This window comes from Acinetobacter sp. 25-47-122 (genome assembly GCF_056779695.1).
In genome coordinates this window covers 139,413-159,483 of record NZ_JBWYIJ010000006.1, presented here as the reverse complement: position 1 = coordinate 159,483, position 20,071 = coordinate 139,413, and the positions used below count along the sequence as shown (strand labels likewise).

The 20,071-nt window shown below is 38.3% G+C and carries 17 protein-coding genes; 10 read left to right on the top strand and 7 right to left on the bottom strand.

Annotated features, from left to right (window positions below):
* The first annotated feature begins 185 nt into the window (after positions 1 to 185).
* Positions 186 to 1,250, top strand: coding sequence for an SDR family oxidoreductase (locus tag AC1M9P_RS07620; RefSeq protein ID WP_481587240.1), 1,065 nt, complete (start codon positions 186 to 188; stop codon positions 1,248 to 1,250).
* A 61-nt stretch (positions 1,251 to 1,311) separates the two neighbouring features.
* Here the strand turns inward: AC1M9P_RS07620 and ligA are convergent, their stop codons facing one another.
* The 5 genes from ligA to AC1M9P_RS07595 all read right to left on the bottom strand — a co-directional run bounded on the left by ligA (position 1,312) and on the right by AC1M9P_RS07595 (position 9,680).
* The gene (gene ligA, locus AC1M9P_RS07615) at positions 1,312 to 3,357 is read right to left on the bottom strand and encodes an NAD-dependent DNA ligase LigA (protein WP_481587222.1); all 2,046 of its coding nucleotides are present in this window, start codon (positions 3,355 to 3,357) and stop codon (positions 1,312 to 1,314) included.
* Positions 3,358 to 3,453: 96 nt separating this feature from the next.
* A complete protein-coding gene (locus AC1M9P_RS07610; protein WP_481587221.1) occupies positions 3,454 to 4,557 on the bottom strand; it encodes a cell division protein ZipA C-terminal FtsZ-binding domain-containing protein in 1,104 nt (367 codons plus the stop codon).
* A gap of 1 nt (position 4,558) precedes the next feature.
* On the bottom strand, positions 4,559 to 8,011 hold the full coding sequence (locus AC1M9P_RS07605) for a coiled-coil domain-containing protein (protein WP_481587220.1): 3,453 nt from the start codon (positions 8,009 to 8,011) through the stop codon (positions 4,559 to 4,561).
* A 10-nt stretch (positions 8,012 to 8,021) separates the two neighbouring features.
* Positions 8,022 to 8,717, bottom strand: a complete 696-nt coding sequence (locus AC1M9P_RS07600; RefSeq protein ID WP_481587219.1) for a GntR family transcriptional regulator — start codon at positions 8,715 to 8,717, stop codon at positions 8,022 to 8,024.
* A 162-nt stretch (positions 8,718 to 8,879) separates the two neighbouring features.
* Positions 8,880 to 9,680 carry a sulfite exporter TauE/SafE family protein gene (locus AC1M9P_RS07595; protein WP_481587218.1) on the bottom strand — a complete coding sequence of 267 codons (801 nt, stop codon included), beginning with the start codon at positions 9,678 to 9,680 and terminating at the stop codon, positions 8,880 to 8,882.
* Positions 9,681 to 9,707: 27 nt separating this feature from the next.
* On the opposite strand from AC1M9P_RS07595, the gene AC1M9P_RS07590 reads away from it, so the two are divergent.
* The 3 genes from AC1M9P_RS07590 to AC1M9P_RS07580 all read left to right on the top strand — a co-directional run bounded on the left by AC1M9P_RS07590 (position 9,708) and on the right by AC1M9P_RS07580 (position 11,743).
* Positions 9,708 to 10,460, top strand: a complete 753-nt coding sequence (locus AC1M9P_RS07590; RefSeq protein WP_481587217.1) for a biotin--[acetyl-CoA-carboxylase] ligase — start codon at positions 9,708 to 9,710, stop codon at positions 10,458 to 10,460.
* Between the two features lie 26 nt (positions 10,461 to 10,486).
* The gene (locus AC1M9P_RS07585) at positions 10,487 to 11,227 is read left to right on the top strand and encodes a type III pantothenate kinase (RefSeq protein WP_481587239.1); all 741 of its coding nucleotides are present in this window, start codon (positions 10,487 to 10,489) and stop codon (positions 11,225 to 11,227) included.
* Between the two features lie 102 nt (positions 11,228 to 11,329).
* Entirely contained in the window at positions 11,330 to 11,743 is a 414-nt protein-coding gene (locus AC1M9P_RS07580) for a hotdog fold domain-containing protein (protein WP_481587216.1), read from the top strand.
* 84 nt (positions 11,744 to 11,827) lie between these two features.
* Here AC1M9P_RS07580 and AC1M9P_RS07575 read toward each other — a convergent pair whose 3' ends face one another.
* The gene (locus AC1M9P_RS07575; RefSeq protein ID WP_481587215.1) at positions 11,828 to 12,382 is read right to left on the bottom strand and encodes an RBBP9/YdeN family alpha/beta hydrolase; all 555 of its coding nucleotides are present in this window, start codon (positions 12,380 to 12,382) and stop codon (positions 11,828 to 11,830) included.
* A gap of 123 nt (positions 12,383 to 12,505) precedes the next feature.
* Positions 12,506 to 13,912, bottom strand: a complete 1,407-nt coding sequence (ffh, locus tag AC1M9P_RS07570; protein ID WP_035269264.1) for a signal recognition particle protein — start codon at positions 13,910 to 13,912, stop codon at positions 12,506 to 12,508.
* A gap of 143 nt (positions 13,913 to 14,055) precedes the next feature.
* On the opposite strand from ffh, the gene AC1M9P_RS07565 reads away from it, so the two are divergent.
* From AC1M9P_RS07565 to AC1M9P_RS07540, 6 genes are all read left to right on the top strand, one after another.
* Complete coding sequence (locus AC1M9P_RS07565; RefSeq protein ID WP_179999001.1) at positions 14,056 to 14,865, top strand: cytochrome C assembly family protein; 810 nt, start codon at positions 14,056 to 14,058, stop codon at positions 14,863 to 14,865.
* 360 nt (positions 14,866 to 15,225) lie between these two features.
* Positions 15,226 to 15,639, top strand: coding sequence for a type IV pilin protein (locus tag AC1M9P_RS07560; RefSeq protein ID WP_481587214.1), 414 nt, complete (start codon positions 15,226 to 15,228; stop codon positions 15,637 to 15,639).
* A 1-nt stretch (position 15,640) separates the two neighbouring features.
* Complete coding sequence (locus AC1M9P_RS07555; RefSeq protein WP_481587213.1) at positions 15,641 to 16,168, top strand: pilus assembly FimT family protein; 528 nt, start codon at positions 15,641 to 15,643, stop codon at positions 16,166 to 16,168.
* On the top strand, positions 16,140 to 16,586 hold the full coding sequence (locus AC1M9P_RS07550; protein WP_092767481.1) for a PulJ/GspJ family protein: 447 nt from the start codon (positions 16,140 to 16,142) through the stop codon (positions 16,584 to 16,586). The genes AC1M9P_RS07555 and AC1M9P_RS07550 overlap by 29 nt, the downstream gene beginning before the upstream one ends.
* A 3-nt stretch (positions 16,587 to 16,589) precedes the next feature.
* Positions 16,590 to 17,252, top strand: a complete 663-nt coding sequence (locus tag AC1M9P_RS07545) for a PilW family protein (RefSeq protein WP_092767483.1) — start codon at positions 16,590 to 16,592, stop codon at positions 17,250 to 17,252.
* 41 nt (positions 17,253 to 17,293) lie between these two features.
* Positions 17,294 to 20,041, top strand: coding sequence for a bactofilin family protein (locus tag AC1M9P_RS07540; RefSeq protein ID WP_481587212.1), 2,748 nt, complete (start codon positions 17,294 to 17,296; stop codon positions 20,039 to 20,041).
* The last annotated feature ends 30 nt before the right edge of the window (positions 20,042 to 20,071 follow it).

Here is a 20,071-nt window from a genome sequence, read left to right as displayed (position 1 = left end):
TTTACTTAAAAAATAACCCCTTGCATACAGTTAAAAAAATTCGAGAGCAGTTTTAAACAAATTTTAGCTCTATTTAATTTTGTAACCAATCGAAGTGACTCTCATTACATTTGAGTTGATGTTGAAAATGATCAAGGACAAATCCTTTTTTTAATTTTAGAATGAATCTATTTGACCATCAGGCAATAACAATGATGACGACTACTGCCCCGATTTTGGTGACAGGTGCAACTGGCTATATTGCTGGTTGGGTAATTAAACAATTATTAGAACAAGGATACACCGTTCACGCCACTGTACGAGACTTAACTAAAAGTTCAAGTTTTCAACATTTAGAACAAATCGCATCTCAAACTTCAGGCGCTTTAAAGTTATTTCAAGCAAATCTCTTAGAAGAAGGTTCGTTTGATGAAGCAATGAAAGACTGTGAAATTGTGATCCATATGGCGTCACCTTTTTTAGTGACTAACTTTAAAGATCCAATCACAGACTTGATTGACCCTGCACTAAAAGGTACGACCAATGTACTGAACAGTGTCAATCGTACAGATACAGTAAAACGTGTCGTTGTCACATCTAGTATTGCTTCAACTTATGGCGATGCAGTGGATATTTTGAAAACTGAGCAGAACCAGTTTGAAGAAAGCCATTGGAATACCACCAGTAGTGCCGAACACCAACCTTATTTTTACTCTAAAGTCGCAGCAGAACGCAAAGCATGGGATATGCAAAAGGCACAATCTCGATGGAATTTAGTGTGTATCAATCCCTCACTGGTTGTTGGACCATCACTCACACCTTCTACACAATCTGGAAGTGTTGAAGTCATTCAACAATTTGGAAATGGCATGACATTATTTGGTGTTCCTCCAATGTGGAATGGTTTAGTCGATGTTCGAGATGTCGCTCATGCGCATATCCAAGCAGCACTTCACCCTAAAGCACATGGACGATATATTATTAATGCTAAAACGATGACCCTACTCGAAATGGGTAAAACATTACGACAACATTATGGTGGACGCTATCCTTTCCCACGAATGATTGCTCCCAAGTTTTTATTCAAATTACTCGCTCCTCTGTTTGGCTATACGCGAAAATTCGTTGACTTGAATGTGGGTTATCCCATTTACTTCAATGCTGAGCGTAGTAAGCAAGAATTAGGCATGCAATATCGTGACGTTGAGACAAGTATCGTAGAACATTTTCAACAGCTACTTGACGATGGCATTATCAAAAAACGTGGTTAATATCTAATTACTCGAGAAAAAAGGGCATCTATTGATGCCCTTCGTTATGTGCAAGATACACTTAAGACTCAGGTTCAGTGAGCTGACCATGCTGAATCATAAATGCAATAAACTCAGCCTCATTCATCACCGGAATACCTAGTTTTTCTGCTTTTTCAAGTTTGGAACCCGCCTTTTCACCAGCAACCAAGCATTTCGTTTTACTGGATACACTACCACTCACACGTGCACCTAATGCCTGTAAGAGTTGAGTCGCTTCATCTCGCCCCATACTGCTTAAAGTACCAGTCACCACCCAGCTCTCACCATTTAAAGGTTGTCGAGTCGGTGCTATCGGTGCATCCCAATGAATTCCAGCCTCAATTAATCGATTTAATACTTCAATATTATGTTCAGCTTTAAAAAAGTCTAATATCCATTCTGCAGTAATATCACCTACATCAGGGGTTTTCTTCAGTGCTTCTAAATCAGCAGATTTCAGCGCATCTAAAGTCTGGAAAGTATTGGCTAACATTCGAGCCGTAGTCTCGCCTACTCCTCGAATGCCTAGTGCGTAAATAAATGCCGCTAATGTTGTTTTTTTACTACTTTCAATTGAGTCGATGAGATTTTGTACAGATTTCTCACCCATTTTTTCAATAGTCAATAATTTTTCACGATGCTCGTGCAAGTGATAAATGTCTGCAACATCTTTGAGGAGTTCAAGATGTAATAAAGACTCAACCCAACGATCACCCAAACCTTCGATGTCCATTGCTTTACGTGATACAAAATGACGGATCGCCTCTATACGCTGTGCCGCACAATAAAGCCCACCAGAACATCGTGCTAAAGCTTCGCCTTCAGGCATCACAACTGGAGAAGCACATACAGGACATTGTTCTGGCAATTGAATTTCAGTGGTTTCTAGAGGTCGAAATTCTGGCCAAACCTTTTCAACTTTAGGAATAACATCTCCGCTACGATAGACACTCACCGTATCTCCAACGCGCACGTCCAAGCGATGTATTTCACCAATATTATGTAAAGTTACGTTTGATACTGTGACTCCGCCAACCGATACAGGATTTAATCGCGCTACAGGCGTTAAAGTACCTGTACGCCCTACCTGCCAATCAATATTTTCAACTGTGGTTAGCGCAGCCACTGCAGGGAACTTATATGCTGTTGCCCATCGAGGTTCACGACTTAAAAAGCCTAATTGTTGTTGTTGCTTCAAATCATTGACTTTGATGACCATCCCGTCAATTTCAACTGACAGGTTTGGACGCTCCTGATTTACAGATTCATAAGCCGCTTGAACCTCTTCAATACTGTCACAAACAAAATGTTTTTCCCCAACAGCAAAGCCCAACTGTTCAAGCCAATTTAAGCTCTCTGACATCGTACTCAGACCATGATGTGGCATGCATTGCGCAATTCCATAAGCATAGAATGCAAGTGGTCGTGATGCTGCTATGGTCGGATCAAGTTGACGCAAACTCCCTGCTGCTGCATTTCTTGGGTTAGCAAAAGTTTTCTCAGCTTTGGCCTCATTTTCAGCATTTAACTTTACAAATCCAGCTTTAGGCATTAGTACTTCGCCACGAACTTCTAACAACGCTGGTGGTACACCTTGAGACATCATGAGTACTTTAGGCAAATTACGAATTGTTTTTACATTTTGGGTTATGACTTCTCCTGTTTCACCATCCCCACGTGTAACCGCTCGAATCAACACACCATGTTCATACCATAGTGAGATCGCAAGCCCATCAAATTTAAGTTCGACGTCGTATTGGATTTTCTGGTTAGGTAAACGCTCTTCAATTCTGCGTGCAAAGGCAAAAAGTTCATCCTGATTAAACACATTACCCAAAGACAACATTGGAACAGTATGTGTAATATTTTCAAACTTAGATAAAGGTTTATCACCGACTTTATTGGTCGGTGTATCCGTCTGTACTAAATCAGGATATTGTTCTTCTAAGTTTTTTAGTTGATAAAACAATTGATCATATTCACTGTCTTCAATTGTCGGCTGATCCATCACATAATAAGCATGGTTATGCCGAGCCAGTAATTGAATGAGTTGGCGCATTTGCGCAACGACAGCGTTCTGATCCATATTTTCACCATATAAAAGGGCGGAAAATTCCGCCCAATAATTTCAACCTAAACAGTATAAATGACTTTACACAAATTCAGTAAGTCACCTAGGTGATTAAACAGCTTGACCTGATCTATAGTCGATCGCTTTATGGCGCCAGTGTTCTTTTAACTGCGGTGTAAATTCAAGATTATTTTCATCATAGACGGTACCATCTGTTTCACGTGCAATAAGCCCTGCAATACTAACCATACTGTCATAGCCTTTTTGAACATTATGATGCGGTAATGCTAAGAAGAATGCTAAACCTTGAACTTGTTCACCAGATAATGTTTCTAAATCAAAACCTGCAGGACCCTGATCTGTGATTCTGAGTACGGAAAACAGCAATGGGCTGACTGCATCAGGAGTTTCATAACGATGGAAACAGTTCATTTCGCCAAAGCGCAATCCATATTTCATTAACACTTTCAAAGCTTTATCACCAGAAAGTGCTTTTCGAGGGTTCGGATACATATTCAAACTAATAATGTATTCGGCATTTGCTAAAGCACTTTCATCATCAAAACGTTGCTGTTCATGTAAATGCACATCCAAGATGCTGCTTTCTTCTTCAAATTCTTTGATTTCAGCAGTTTGAATATTCGGATTTAATACAAAACTTGGCTCAACTTTTTTCGAGTCTTCAATTGTAGTTTCTACGATTGAATCTTTGGAAATAAGATCTGCACTTTGAGTGTCTGTTACACCATCAATCGACTGAGCTTTACTCTCGACTGTTTCTGTATTTTTTTCTAATGGGTCAGTCTCAGTGCTGTCCGAGTTTTTACTGGAGTCTAGCAGAGATTTACTTTCTTTCTCTGCAAGGTCTACCGAAGTATCCAGTTGCACTGTATCTACCACTTCTACAGTTTCTTGAATATTTTCAGGCGTCTTTGTAGCATGCTGATCAGCTGTTTGATCCACTCCAGCCACATCACTCGCTTCAATGTCTTTCAAACTTGGTTCTACTCGCTCAGAAGAAGCCAATGGTGCGGCTTGCGCCTGTAAAAGACTACGAACATGACGAGGAATGACGGGTTGATTACATTGTTCATTTATATGTAATTCAGCATCTAATGACGGTGCTGCATCACTCGGCTTGCGCAGGATCATAAACAACCCTATGCAACAGATCACGATTGCGATCACAATTCCGATAATGGTACTGATTTCCATATTAAGACTCCGCAGCTAAACCGTATTCTTTCGCTTCTTCTAGATCAACAGTGACTAACTTCGATGTTCCTGGCTCAGGCATTGTTACACCAAGTAAGTCAGTAGCCATCGTCATCGCAACTTTATTGTGTGTAATGTAAATGAATTGGACCTGTTCAGAAAGCTCTTTTACTAAATTACAAAAACGTCCAACATTTGCATCATCTAACGGTGCATCAACCTCATCCAATACACAAAATGGTGCTGGATTCAGTCGAAATATAGCAAAAACTAATGCTAGTGCTGTTAGTGCTTTTTCACCGCCTGATAACAATGCTAAAGAACTATTTCGCTTTCCTGGTGGTCGAGCCATTAGCTTTACACCAGATTGCCAATCATCTTCTAAACTTAAACTTGCTTCACCACCATTAAACACCTTTGGGAATAAGTTTTGCAATTCCGCATTTACTTGATCAAAGGTAGTCATGAATAGCTTTTTAGTTTCTTGATCAATGCTTTTCATCGCATCTTTTAATTGTGCGACTGTTTTTTCAAGATCTTCAATTTGATGGCTTAAATCTTCATAGCGCTTTGATACTTCTTCATACTCTTCTGAAGCTGCTAAGTTCACAGCGCCTATTTTGTCAAACTGACGCTGTGCTTGCTCTAACTGCTGTTGGTGCTGACTCAAATCAATTTTCACATTTTCTAATAATTCTGCATTAAGCTCTTTTAATTGTTCAGCATAATGTTGTAAATCAGATTTAGCCACTTGCCATGCTAAACGCTTCTCTTCTAACTGGGTTCTAAAGTGCTCATCACTTTGCTGATGATTTAACCGTAGCTCCGTCAATTTTTGTTGCTTAGACTGTATTTCATTAAGTTCGACTTGCCATGAGGACCAAGTCTTTTGTAACTTTTCAGTCTGCTGCTTTTGAACCTCATATTGGCTTTGCAAAGTGGGTAATTCTAATTGAATCGGATCCACGAAATTTTTAGCTTGTGTAATTTGAGTGATGATCTGCTGATATTGCGTTTTTAGAAAACTTGCATCTTTTTCCAACAGCTCAATTTGTTGCTGATTTTGCGTATGAGTACGGCGGTTTGTTTCTAACTCTTGTTGTTTTTTGTAGACTAAGTCCTGAAGATGCTCAACCTGATCATTCAATTCTTCAACTTGAAACTCTAAGGTTTTGTAGTGTGGAAGATTGTGTTCAATTTTAAGCATCAATGCATGTAAATCGATTTCCAAATCATCTTTTTGCATCGCATCTTCTTCAAGCTGCGCATCAAGTTGAGCAATTTGTGACTCGATGTGTAGATTTTGCGACTCGAAAGCCTGCTGAGCCATTTGCTGTTTTGCAATCTTCACTTCAACTTGGTGAGCAAGGGCTTGATGATTTTTTAACGCTTTTTGCAACTCCGTACATTCACTATTTTTTTGTTCAAGCTTTAATTGCATCTCAGCGAGTTCGAGCGTCATTGACTCATGCGCTTTCACCATTTGTGTCAACTCTGAATCAATTTCATCTAATCGAATTCGGTGGCTAAGTGCTCCTTGAGCATCTTGACTCGACTCATCAAAGTACAGACCAATCATCCAGTCAGGACCAATATGATAGCCATCCAAACTTAAAATAGACTCACCTGGTTTTAATTGAGGCTGTAATTGAAGCGCCTGCTCAAAATCTTGAGCTATCGCAACGTTTAACCATAATGAGTTTTGGGGGAAATCAATCCAACTTGCTAATGTGGGTAAACCAAGTACAGTCCCAGATACATCTTGCTGAATAACTTTTAATTGACGGGCTGATTCGGTCTGAAATAAATCTTCACTCTTTAACGTATTCGCATGCAGCCACTTTGACAGAAATTTTTCGACCAATGCTGTAAATGGTTTCGCCTGATCTTTTAGCTTCAAAATTTGCATTAAAGGGTCATTGCTCTTCGATGCATGTCGACTGACTTTCACCACAAGCTGTTGTAATTGTTTTTGTTCAGATTTCAAAATCTGGATGTGTGAATTCAAATCTGTGCATTTACTTTTTTGCTCAGTCAATGAGATTTGATCACGTTTCAATTGAGTTTCTAATGTCGTAATTCTTTCTTCTAGACGAACGATTTCAATCTGTACATCATGTTTTTCATGCAGGAGATTGTCAATATCATCCTGTTCATACTGTGCTTGATTTTGAGATTTTTGTTCGACCAAAGTTTGCTTTTGCTGCTCAATTCGAAGCACATTTTTAGCCAATTGATCACTCTGCGCCAACATTTGTGCACGTTGCTGTTGTTGCTTTTCAACCAATGCTTTTATTTCAGAAAATGATTTTTGCGCTTCAAGTTGCTTTGCCTTCAGCTCATTGAATTGTTGTAAATCAAGCTGTGCATTTGATTCAGTATCACTCAATGTTGTTGCTTGATGTTCTTGCTGGAGGATCAAATTTTCCAACTGAATATCAATCAGTTGCATCCGCTCTTTGGTTTGTATTTTTTGCTCTTCAAGCTGCTTTAAAGTTAAAGTATTTTGAGCAAACAATTGCTGTTTTTGATCCAAATTGGCTTGTAATTCAGCCAGCTTTTTTTCAGCTTGTTGCCATTCTTGCTGAAGTGGTGTGGATTGTTGCATTAATCGCTGAAATAACTCATTTGTTGCTGTTAAATCATGCTCAACAGTGGTGAGTTCAGAACGAACAAGCTTAAATTGCTCACCCAATTCAGTCATTTCAGTTGTATATTCTTGTTGAATTCGTTCACTTTGATGGCATTGAAATGAAAGTATCTCAACTTTCAAAGTTCGAATTTCAGTCTCTAAGGCTTTATATTGAAGTGCAGCTTCTGCTTGACGCTTTAGTGTCTTTAATTGGGATTTTAATTCAACAGCAATGTCATTTAGACGACTTAAATTTTGATGAGTATGTTCTAAATGTTGCATCGTCTCACGACGACGTGCTTGATAACGTGATACTCCAGCAGCTTCTTCGATATAAACGCGCATTTCATCTGGTTTTGCATCGACCAAACGGTTAATCATGCCTTGTTCAATAATCGCATACGAACGAGGACCTAAGCCTGTTCCTAAAAAAATATCTGTAATATCACGGCGGCGGCATTTTGTACCATTAAGAAAATATTCAGATTTACCCTCGCGATTGACTTGGCGACGTACCGCCAACTCACTATAAGCGTTATATGCTCCACCTAGTTTTCCATAGGTGTTTTCGAAGCGTAATTCTACACTCGCCATTCCCACTGGTTTACGTTTTGCTGTCCCAGTAAAAATGACATCCTGCATACTTCCACCACGTAACTGGCGTGCGCTTGACTCTCCCATCACCCATCGGATTGCATCGATGACGTTGGATTTACCACAACCATTTGGTCCCACGACTGCGGTACGGTTGGCTTTAAATTGTAAGGTGCTGCTATCCGCAAAAGATTTAAAGCCAGAGAGTTTTAAGCTGCTTAATCGCATAGTGTCCTGATTATCTGCGCGATCTCCGCGCCCAAGCTAGTTCAATTTGTTTCATTCGTGTCAGTGACTCTAACACTAGATTGCGCAAGTGTCGGCAAAAATCTTCCATAAATAAAGTAGCTTGTTGTGATTTTCGGATCAAAATTGCATCGATCACAAGCTTAATTAATTCAAGTGCTTCTTGAAGCTCTCTACGCGAAGTATTTAAGGTTAAAAAATAACTACGACGTATAGATGGCAACAGTTCGCGATAAAACTTCATTAAGTATGGGTTGGCTACCATATCTTGTTGCTTAGCTAAAAATTGAAATACACCATCGTAAAATTTTTCAGTATTACTTTGTTTAACTTGTTCAATTAAATATTGCATAAGTTGCTGAAGCGCCTCAGCTTCATGATTACGCCAAGTTTCACTCATACGCTGGACGATCTGCCCTAACATAAGTGCACTCGTATCAAATAAAGCTCGCACTTGTTGAGCAGACATTTCTGACACAATTGCGCCGCGTCTTGGATAAATTTCAATTAAATGCGTGCGTTCAAGTAATAACAAAGCTTCACGTACCGAACCTCGACTCACGTCTAATTCTTTAGCGATACGCAATTCTTGTATACGTTCACCTTCGACCAATTCGCCACTAATAATCTGTTCACTTATATGTCTGGCTATTTGCTCTGAAAGGCTGTCCACTTCTTCCAATTGCATAATATTCCTATTTATTTTTTTACTCACACTTCATCAAGCATGATGCTATTTTATTGTTTTTATACCAATAGCATCATACTGACTATGTCTTTGTCTGACAATTTATCAAATTTTTAAGTCAATACACATCATTATTTTCGAGAATGATTTGGCATATTTTTCTCAAAATACGCCTTGATAAATAAAATAAATCCCTACAGTTGTAAGCAAAGCTGCAAAACATTTTTTCAACATCGCTGCTGACAGTTTATGTGCAACTTTTGCTCCTACTTTTGCGGTGATAAAACTCATTACACTAATGCCAATGAATGCATAAACATGAACATATCCAATGGCATTTTCGATTTCAGCAGGTGCTTTTTGTCCGTAGAACATAAATCCAAATGCACCTGCTAAAGCAATCGGCAGTCCACTTGCAGCAGATGTTGCAACAGCTTTTTGCATCACCACCCCATGATGATTTAAATAAGGTACGGTTAAACTTCCTCCACCGATCCCAAAAATTGCTGAAGCCACCCCAATTCCACTTCCCGCAGCCAATTGAGCAGGTACAGAAGGTAGTTGCTTAGATTGATCGACCACCACATTAGCACCACGGAACATACGGTATGCAACCCAAATTGCGAAACAACCGATAATCAATTGGAGCATTGGTCCAGAGATAATACTGGCCAATCCAGCACCAAAAAATGAACCCAGTACCAAACCTGGCGCTAAATTTTTAAATACTGACCATAGCACTGCACCTTTTTTATGATGTGCCATAACTGAGCTAATCGATGTGACCACAATCGTAGCCAATGATGTTCCAAGCGCCATGTGCATAATGACAGTTGGGTCATAACCCATTTGGGTAAATACAATAAATAAAATGGGTACGATGATTAACCCACCGCCCACGCCAAACAACCCTGCAGTAAAACCAGCGATTGCACCAATAGCTAAATATATGATTAACTCCATAAATCTTTTACTCTTCTCAGATTCAACATGGATTTAGAGACTCGCCACCTCAGTCAGCTTTTAACTGAAGCTCAACAACTTCCAGAAGTTTTACTTTTAAAACAGAGCACCACTTCAACCAATGATGAAGTACGCGCACTCATCAAAAAAGGTGTACAGGGTATTCTTGTATGCAGTGAGACTCAAACTCAGGGACGTGGACAACATCAACGACAATGGGTTTCCCCAGTCGGGAATATTTATTTAAGCACATTGCTAGAAACCAAAACACCCTTAGATGGTCGACTATCCCTTGAGATTGCACTTAATATTTTGCAAATTCCTTCATTTAAGTCATTGGATCATTTACAAATCAAATGGCCAAATGACCTTTATAGTGTGCAAGGTAAATGGGGTGGCATTTTGGTAGAGCCTGTAACCCCACATCAGGCGATTGTTGGCGTTGGTGTTAATTTATTGCCTGTTTCTGATGCAGCAATCGAACAGCAAACCACATCCATTATGCAATTGGGTTTAGCTCATCCAAATCGAATTAAGATTATTTCAGAACTTTATCTCGCCATCATGCAAGCCGGACAATGGTTTGAGCATGGAAGTTATAACCTCTCGGGACGTTTCAATCACTATGCTGCTTTTATGAATCAGACTGTAGAGTTTGAGCAAGTGAATAAAACAGTACAAGGTATCTTTAAAGGTATTGGAGATGATGGTCGAATTAATATTTTGACTGAACAAGGTTTAATCGGTTTGTATCAAGGGCGTTTACGCTTAAAAAAATAAAGAAAATATAGGTCAGCGAATACATGATGAAACGTCTTTGGTTAGATATAGGCAATACGCGTTTAAAATATTGGATCACGGAAGGTGAGCAAATCTTGGAGCATGTGGCGGAGCTTCATCTACAATCTCCTGCGGACTTAATGTTGGGTCTCATCCAACACTTTAAATCTCAAAACCTCTCAGAAGTCGGTATCTCATCTGTTCAAGACAAGAAGAATAACGACCGTATACTCAAAATTTTAAAACTGCTAGATATCCCAATTGTCGTTGCTAAAGTTCATCAAGAATATGCAGGACTCCAATGTGGATATACAGAACCGAACCAACTGGGCATTGATCGTTGGCTACAAGTTCTAGCGGTCGTCACCGATCCTCAAGAGAAATATTGCGTGATCAGTTGTGGAACGGCCTTAACGATTGATTTAGCAGATGGATTTACACATTTAGGTGGATATATCGTACCAAATCTCTATCTACAGCGAGATTCACTTATTCAAAATACCAAAGGGATCAAAATCCCTGATGCTGCATTTGATGAGTTAAGTCCTGGGCAAAATACATTGGATGCAGTTCATCATGGTATTTTATTGGGATTGGTCAGTATGATCGAAAAAGTTTTAACAACATCACCAAGAAAATTAATTCTTACTGGTGGTGATGCTGCACTCTTTGCTCAATATTTACAATCTTATGACCCGCAAATCGAAACCGATTTATTATTAAAAGGCTTACAACGCTATCTTGCTGTCGCGAAGCAAAAAACATAACTTGGTCATCAGGTCTGCTGAACTGAGTGTCTTTTAAAACAAAAAATTATTCACTCAGTGTCAGTACACACATCCAAAATACAAAAAAACAGGCTGAACAACATGAATAACAGGACGTTAAACGTTTGGAATATCGCGAAGAAACTGCCCTTTGGGAAAATACTTTTCAATCAAGTGATCCAACTCAAAGCACCTTATTTCAAGTCGATTCGCACGAAAATTATTGAATTGAGACCAGATTTTTGTCAGGTCCAGATGTCTAAAGAAAAAAGGGTTTTAAATCACCTCGATACTGTACATGCGATCGCATTGTGTAATTTGGCAGAGCTTACTGGTGGTCTAATGACAGAAGTCACTCTTCCACCAAGCCATCGATGGATACCCGACGGTATGCAAGTCAACTATATTAAAAAAGCAACGACCGATTTAACAGCAGTTGCTTATCCTCTGACGCCAATTCAAGCGGGGCAATCCATACCAAATAGATTTGTAGCGTGTGTCGAAGTCCATGATTAAAACCAAGCGCTTGTCTTTAGAGCAGAAATCAATATGTGGGTGACATCACGTTAAACACGTCAGTGAGAGCTTATAGCTTCTGAATTAATCTCGAATAATCTCAGCCCAGACCTCAGGCAATGCCGTACAACCTTCTGAATCAATAAAATGGCCTTGATGTTCAGCAGCAACGACATGTGCATCAATACTTTCAGCTTGCTGGAAACTAAATTTAGGCAGAACGCGCTCATCACCTTCAGAATAAATGACCACGCGATCATGAACTTGGCCACGAATGAGTTCAAAATCTATATCAGCAGCATCAATAAATGGATTGACTTGCTCAAGCCGCCCTAAACGTCCATTGAAACCAGCAACTAGAATTAATTTTTTGATTTTTTGGTTTAAAAGCACTTGGCTTAAGTAATGTAAAGTTGCAATACACCCGAGACTGTGAGCAACAAAAATTGTTTGATCATCAATTTGAGCTATTTGCTCTTTCATTTGTTGTTCCCACGTTCCTAATTGTGGCGTCTCAGAAGGATCTAATCTCAATACTTTTAATGGAATACCATACTGATCAGCTTGTTGTTGTATCCATGGAAACCAATTTTCTTCAGGGCTTGCCGTATATCCATGCACAACATAAACCTGTGTCATTTTCTTGCACTCTTGACTATATTCTCAACATCATGAATTGATTATTTTTTAAACTAAATAGTAAGTTTGCAAAATTATGTAGCATGAAAAAAGGCGCCACAGCGCCTTTTTAAATTTTGGGAGTTATTTTGGATCTTTTCCACCAAATAACGGACCAACGCCACCGCCGCCACCAAATTTCTTTTGCATACCGCTTAATGATTTCATCATTTTCGCCATACCCGATGGATTCGCAAATTTTTTCATCATTTTTGCCATTTGGGCATGTTGTTTGATCAGCTTATTGACTTCAGCTACATCCATACCACAACCTGCTGCGATACGTTTTTTACGGCTTGGATTCATCAAGTCAGGATTGCGACGCTCTTTGATGGTCATCGATTGAATAATCGCTTCCATTTTCTTCACTTGCTTTTCAGGATTTGCTTGAGCAATCGCATCCTGAATTCCTGAGTTACTCATGCCAGGCAACTTGTCTAAGAAGCCCATCATACCGCCCATTTTATTCATTTGTTCAAACTGCATCAGCATATCTTCAAAGTTGAAGCTGCCGCCTTTTTGCAGTTTTTTCGCCATTTTTTCAGCTTTTTCTTTGTCGACTTTACGTTCAAGCTCTTCGACCAAAGAAAGAACATCACCCATACCTAAGATACGTTGTGCTACACGCTCAGGATGGAATGGTTCAAGGGCATCGAGTTTCTCCCCCATCCCCAAGAATTTAATAGGCTTACCAGTAATTGCACGAACAGAAAGTGCCGCACCACCACGCGCATCACCATCAGTTTTTGTAAGAATCACACCGGTTAAAGGCAATGCATCATTGAATGCTTTTGCTGTATTTGCAGCATCCTGACCGGTCATTGCATCTACAACGAACAGTGTTTCTGTAGGATTAATCGCTGCATGCAATTCTTTAATTTCGCCCATCATATCGTCATCGATATGTAAACGACCTGCAGTATCGACAATCAATACATCCGCAAATTGAATTTTGGCTTGTTCAATCGCTCGGTTCGCAATCGTAATTGGCTTTTCATCAGCACTTGATTCAAAGAAAATCGCGCCGACTTCACCTGCTACAGTCTGGAGCTGCTTAATCGCTGCAGGTCGATAGACGTCGGCAGAAACCATTGCGACTTTTTTCTTTTGTCGCTCTTGTAAAAAACGAGCTAATTTTGCAGCAGTCGTCGTTTTACCTGCACCTTGTAAACCAGCCAATAAAACAACAACGGGAGGCTTTGCAGCAAGATCAAGACTTTCATTTGCCTCACCCATCATTTTGGTGAGTTCATCATGAACAATTTTGACGAATGCTTGGCCTGGAGATAACTGTGACATCACCTCTTGACCTAATGCCTCTTCCTTAACTTTCGCGATAAATTCACGAGTTACAGGAAGTGCAACATCGGCTTCAAGAAGTGCCATACGCACTTCACGTAACGTATCTTTAATATTGTCTTCGGTCAGTTGCCCAGAGCCAGTAACATTTCTTAAACTCTGCGTGAGTCGTTCTGTTAAGGTATCAAACATTGCAAAATCCGCTTAAAATGGTTGTTGCAAAAAAATCTTTCTTAAAATAGAAAATTTATGCATAAGATGCTATAGGATACTGTAGTTCGTTTGGAATTTATATCTTATTAGATGAATATTCAGCATCCATAAAAAGGTTTGACATGATTAGCCTCCCTTTGGTTTACACAATTTTAGCATTGATCGCCTATACCACTGCCTTTTGGTATTTGTTTACCCATTTAATGACTAAACGTGTCCCTAATCATTGGTTTATCAGTCTCGTAGCTGGATTAGGCTTGATCTTGCATGCTGTCGTCTTATTGATAGATATGAAAACGCCTTTCGGCATTAACTATAATGTTTTTAATCTCCTTTCATTTACTTCAGCACTCATGTTGTTATTGAGCCTGCTTTATAGCACTTATCGACCTGTACTTGCGCTGAATCTGATTGGAATACCAGTAGCTGCATTGGGTTTAATTTTAGGCTATTCCTTGAGCCAGCCTATACTTACACTTAAACAGAACACACTTGGACTTGATGTCCATATTATTTTGTCACTCTCAGCTTATGCAGTGCTATTAATGGCAACAATTCACGCAGTTTTGTTGTGGTTACAAGATCGTGAGTTAAAAAACAAACAGAAACATCGTGTTTGGGTAAATCTATTACCCTCCTATCAAGCAATGGAATCTCTGTTATTCGATATGCTTGTTACAGGTTTCATTTTATTAAGTACTGCACTTATCTTCGGCTTTTTTACGATTGATGATTTTTTTGCACAACATTTGGCACATAAAACAGCATTTAGTATTGTCTCTTGGTTTGTTTACGGTGCACTTTTATTTGGACATTATCGTTTTGGTTGGCGCGGTCAAAAAGCGAGACGCTTTACCATTATTGGTTTTATTTTACTTGCAATAGGCTTTATTGGATCAAAATTTGTATTAGAAATGATTCTAGGAAAATAACAATTGTGTGATTTAAATCACGATAAATAATAATAATTAAATAAATATCACATCCTATTAAATTTTATATATTTTAAATACATTTAAAATATAGGTAAATAAATTTTAAGTATAAATAAAATTTTCATATTAAAAATAGTAATAAAAATCAATTATTTAAAATAAAAAACCACATTAAATCTTTATGATGATTTAATAAATAATAGTTAATATTATTTGAATTATTTAATTAATTAATATTAATAATCTGTTCATCGCTTAATAGCCCCCATTAATCTCCTATAAGTTGTTATTATTTAGGTTAGTAACTAATGTTACAGTTAGTAAATGGATATTTTTGATGATTATTTTGGGGTATGTATGAAATTGCAAAAAGGTTTTACCTTAATCGAATTAATGATCGTCATCATTATTGTTGCAATCTTGGCCGCAATTGCAGTACCTAGTTATCAAAACTACGTCACCAAAGCAAAAATCAAAGAAGCTCAATCAAATTTAATCGCACTTTCATTAGGTGCTGAAAATGCATATCAAAGAACACTAAACTACCCTAAAGAAACCTTATCAAATACCAACGCAGTAAAAACTAAATTTACAACTTGGAATCCAAGTTCTGATTCATTTAATTTTACATACACTTCATCAGATGGTGTGAATTATGCGGTTCAGGCAATAGGAACTGAAGCAAGAGTTTTAGGTTGTACATTAACACTCAAAAATGATGGAACTCGTACCGTGTCCGGTTGTGGTTCATATACTGACTGGGTGAAATAATATGCAAAATACTGGTTATAGAAAACAACTTGGTTTCACGCTGATCGAACTAATGATTACGATCGTTGTACTGGCTATTTTGTTATTTGTAGGTACTTCTTTAACCAGAGCTTGGGTAGATCAAAGTCATGTTGATGGAGCGCTAGCAGGTATTAAAAATGCGACTTATCAAGCTCGTTCTGCAGCAATTCGAAACACGAATAATCAAGAGTCTTCACTTGCAGCAACATCTGTTTGTATAGATAAAACCCATCAAGAAATTAGAGTCATTCGTGTTGCTAAGGACAGTACTGATGCGTGTTCAACAAGTGACGGCAACTCGCCTGACCAAAACTATATCCTTCAAAAAATCCCCTATGCATCGAATGTATTTTTCAAAGTAAACAATACAGAGTTTTATTGTCTATCTTTTAACTCGAATGGGATGTTGGTTGCTGCAAGTTCAGCATCAGCAACGTGCAATTCAAATTTAAATTTAACCGTTACAGTTGAGAAGAATAATGAATCAGCAAACATTCAAATCAACTAATCAACGTGGTTTCACATTGTTGGAGTCTCTTGTTGGTTTACTTATATTCTCGATTATTGTTTTTGGTAGCGGTTTAGCAATCAGCAAAATGTTGAACACGCAACGATATATGAACATTGACAATATAGTGATAAACGAACTGCAAAATCGCTTACAAACCATCACTATATCAACTGACTCAACTGATGTTTGTGCTTCATTCAATAACCAATCTACCGAAAGTAAATCGTTCACATTAAATGGTAATACCTACTACATTTATTGCAATTTGAATTCTGAAAATATTAGTGAAACGAGCGGTGTCGCAGGTACAAAAATTACATGGCCTGTGTTAGCTGCGAGTACAAATCAATCTAATGCCAAAACCTGCGCTGAAGACAGTATGGAAGGCTTAGATTGTTATCGAGTCGGGAGATAAATCATGAGTCAAAAAGGATTTACGCTCGTTGAGTTGATGGTTGGATTAGTCATTGCAATGTTATGCATGCTAATGATGCTCATGCTTTTTAAACAGACGACTCAAATTGGTATTAGTTCTTCTCGTGATTCGGAATACGATGCTCAAATACGAACAGCATTATCAGTTGCACAGAAGCTCGTTCAAAATGCAGGCTATGGTTCAGGAAAAACATCAGATATTGCTGTAGGAGTGGACACTCAAAATTTACCTGCTGTTTTCTGGCGAATGAATCCAGATCCTGTAACAAGCTTAATGTCTGCAAATACAACGATTAATTACAACTGTGAAGCATTAACTCAAGAAAAAGAAGGTGATACATATCGCTTAATCTTTCTTAAAAAGAATAACTGTGGGTCTGAAGCAGTATTAAATATAGAAACTTTTAGCCAACCTGATGAAAAACAGCATATTGTTTCCTTTAAGACCTTAGAAACAGGCACCGTTTTTAACTTTGTATTAACACCGGGAAATTGTACACCTTTTGGAATTGATAAAAACAACTCCAAAGGTACGCGCCAACTGACGATTACTGCTAATCGTCAATACGCAGATGAAATGCAAAATTCAAACATTGGTCAAACAGTGAGTAATACCGTTTGTCTTAATAACATTGTTAACCTTTAAGAGCGAGATTAAAGATGAATAGTTTAAGAAAGCAGCAAGGCATGGCCACTATTCTTTTGGTCTTGCTCATCGGGCTTACAGTGATGATCATAACATCGACTGTTGCAAAATCACTGATCTCCAACAAAGAAGCAAATGTTGCTGCGCATGCACAAACCAACGTACAACTCATGGGATGGTCAGGTGTTAGCGCCTTTCGTGAATATTTATTAAAAAAATATAAGGATACCGATATTAATGACTTTCGCCAAAGCTTATTAAATACAGGTGAAATTCAGCTTTTAAATGATGATACCAACCAACGTTATGTCACGGTTGAAGTAAAAGATGTAAAAGGTTGCAATGGTTTAACCAATAACCCAGATGGTTCTACTGGAACCAAATGTATTGTCATCGCAAATATTCTGTCGAAAAGTGGGTCAGCTCAATCAGCTACTACGATACAAGCAATCTATGACCTTGCAGCAGACCTGATTAAGTACAAGAGTGTTATTAATTTCACTGGTCAAACATTTATGTCTGGCACTACCATTTCCGGCGAAGATCCAACTAAACCAGATGAGTATGTCGAACTGAATGTCGATGGTGGCAGCCTGTCCTTACAAGCTGGTTTCAAAATCAAAAATATCAAAAACTTAACTATTAACGTTAAGAAAGACAAAGATGGTAAAGGTGGAAATGTCTATATTGATTGTTTAATTGATGCCTGTGGTACAAGAAATGGGGCTGTAATTAACATCAATGCTGAGGGCTATGTTCACATTATTAACGGCGGAAATTTTGGCAATATTTCATCTGGTGAGTGGGTTAAACTGTTAACCAATGTCAAAGCAGAAAATATTAAAGCAATTGGTGATGTCACACTTTCTCTTGGTTCTAAAGCTCAAAATATTTCCACTGACGGAAATATTAGTCTTACAGAAGGTGGCTATGCTGCAAACTTACATACCAATAAAGATGTAACACTACGCACGAATGTTGAAGTGTCTTCTATCACCACACACCAAGGGAATGTCAATATTTCCGTTTCTAGTAAAGTCAACGGAAATGTCATGGCAGGTGGCAACGTAACAATGATCGGAACTAGTGTTGTTACGGGTGATATTACATCAGGCGGTAAAGTTAATATTTCTAGTAGTGACGTTAAGGGCAGTGTAAGAGCCAAAGAATTTATTGACCTTGATACCTTCTCCAAAATTGAACAATCGGCCTATGCTCACAATCAGTCGAAACAAGGGATTGGCGCGTACAAGGCTGGAGTCCGCTTAAGTACGAGTTGGATTGGTGGAAATGTGTATTCTAACGGTCCATTACGCTTACTAGATGGTCTTATTGCTGAAGATGTAAAAGGTGATGTCTATCTTGCCAACTTTAGTACTTCAAACCAGAATGGTGTAGTTGAAGGATTTAAGAATGCAATTAGTGGAAAAATTTATGAAAAACTCACAAGCATCCCTCAGCTCAGTACTTTTCCAGATATTCCTAAATACGATGTTTCTGAAACCATAGCCAGTATTCAAGAAGCAATTCAAAATATGACGTTTGAAACCAGAGTCGATGTTCGTCAATATCGAAATGATGCAAACTATATTTTCGTACGTGAATATGGCGCTGCTCGCGTATATTTAAATCATCTTCGCAATGAGAGCTCTAAAATCACTTACATGTATGAGTATGATGCTACTAATAATATTCACAAACAGTTTGCTGTAGATGCTTCAGGAAATAAAACTCAAATCATGAAAATTGACCCTGAGAACTCAAACTCAGGCTCACGAGGTTTCTATTTAGGGAAATACACCTTGAATAGCAAAGATTATGTCGGTGCTATTTGTGAAACTATTCATGAAGAACAGGTCATGACCAATAGTTTAGGGCTACGTACTGAGCATAAGAGCGGTTATTGCACGAGCCAAATTATTGGATATCTTCCACGGGTCAGCTTAGACTTCAATGGTCTTGATGGTAAAGATCGTTATATATTTGGCTGGCCTAAAGATTATGACTATACATTACCAGACACTTGGTATATTCGTTCAATGGATACATCTACATTCGATAACGCAAGTTTTGCTCCAGGTATTCTGTATTTCGAAGGTAAATTAATTATTTCTGGTAAAGCGAATCTTGCGGCGGACAGTACTGATTCTGTATTCACCAATACTTTCCTTGCTGAAGGTGATATTGATGCGATTGCGATGTCTCCTCGCATTTATTCGCCTCGTAATATTACGCGAAATCCAAATGCAACAGATGCCTTAATTTGTTCACGTAACTTAGGCACTACGTCTAATACTAAGTTTAGTGTTAGTCCACCTGCAACAACACCTGCAACTTTATCGAACAAATTCTTGACGCCAGTGAATTTGTGCCAAGATGCGAATACGATGTATAAAAATACCAATAGATTACCTAACGGTACGCTTGATACAGTGACTATTGATAATAAAGAAATAACAAAGTTAGAACTTGGTTTAGTTGCCTTGATGTCTAATCAAGTTGTGCGTATTGGTGCATGTGCACAAATTTATGGTGACGTATTAGCAAGAAGTAATGTTGAAGGTAGTGCAGCATGTGGTATCGGTGAAAAAAATGGAATCTTTGGTAATATCAGCTCTCAAGGTGTCCCACCCTATACTAGTGTTCAACAACACAATACAATGGGTGCTGGTACAAATATTTATATTCCCAAAAATGAATATAAAAATTTAAATAAAGTTGATGATGTGAATGCCAATGATTTCATCGCCATTAAAAATGCAGACCTACAATGGGCTAAATATCAATAATTGGAAGCGAAAAGCCCAAACATAAGTTTG

Bases quoted from the DNA above. Each gene is read 5' to 3' on its own strand.
- ligA (WP_481587222.1), bottom strand. From the start codon at position 3,357: ATGGATCAGAACGCTGTCGTTGCGCAAATGCGCCAACTCATTCAATTA.
- AC1M9P_RS07610 (WP_481587221.1), bottom strand. From the start codon at position 4,557: ATGGAAATCAGTACCATTATCGGAATTGTGATCGCAATCGTGATCTGT.
- AC1M9P_RS07605 (WP_481587220.1), bottom strand. From the start codon at position 8,011: ATGCGATTAAGCAGCTTAAAACTCTCTGGCTTTAAATCTTTTGCGGAT.
- AC1M9P_RS07600 (WP_481587219.1), bottom strand. From the start codon at position 8,717: ATGCAATTGGAAGAAGTGGACAGCCTTTCAGAGCAAATAGCCAGACAT.
- AC1M9P_RS07595 (WP_481587218.1), bottom strand. From the start codon at position 9,680: ATGGAGTTAATCATATATTTAGCTATTGGTGCAATCGCTGGTTTTACT.
- AC1M9P_RS07590 (WP_481587217.1), top strand. From the start codon at position 9,708: ATGGATTTAGAGACTCGCCACCTCAGTCAGCTTTTAACTGAAGCTCAA.
- AC1M9P_RS07585 (WP_481587239.1), top strand. From the start codon at position 10,487: ATGAAACGTCTTTGGTTAGATATAGGCAATACGCGTTTAAAATATTGG.
- AC1M9P_RS07580 (WP_481587216.1), top strand. From the start codon at position 11,330: ATGAATAACAGGACGTTAAACGTTTGGAATATCGCGAAGAAACTGCCC.
- AC1M9P_RS07575 (WP_481587215.1), bottom strand. From the start codon at position 12,382: ATGACACAGGTTTATGTTGTGCATGGATATACGGCAAGCCCTGAAGAA.
- ffh (WP_035269264.1), bottom strand. From the start codon at position 13,912: ATGTTTGATACCTTAACAGAACGACTCACGCAGAGTTTAAGAAATGTT.
- AC1M9P_RS07565 (WP_179999001.1), top strand. From the start codon at position 14,056: ATGATTAGCCTCCCTTTGGTTTACACAATTTTAGCATTGATCGCCTAT.
- AC1M9P_RS07560 (WP_481587214.1), top strand. From the start codon at position 15,226: ATGAAATTGCAAAAAGGTTTTACCTTAATCGAATTAATGATCGTCATC.
- AC1M9P_RS07555 (WP_481587213.1), top strand. From the start codon at position 15,641: ATGCAAAATACTGGTTATAGAAAACAACTTGGTTTCACGCTGATCGAA.
- AC1M9P_RS07550 (WP_092767481.1), top strand. From the start codon at position 16,140: ATGAATCAGCAAACATTCAAATCAACTAATCAACGTGGTTTCACATTG.
- AC1M9P_RS07545 (WP_092767483.1), top strand. From the start codon at position 16,590: ATGAGTCAAAAAGGATTTACGCTCGTTGAGTTGATGGTTGGATTAGTC.
- AC1M9P_RS07540 (WP_481587212.1), top strand. From the start codon at position 17,294: ATGGCCACTATTCTTTTGGTCTTGCTCATCGGGCTTACAGTGATGATC.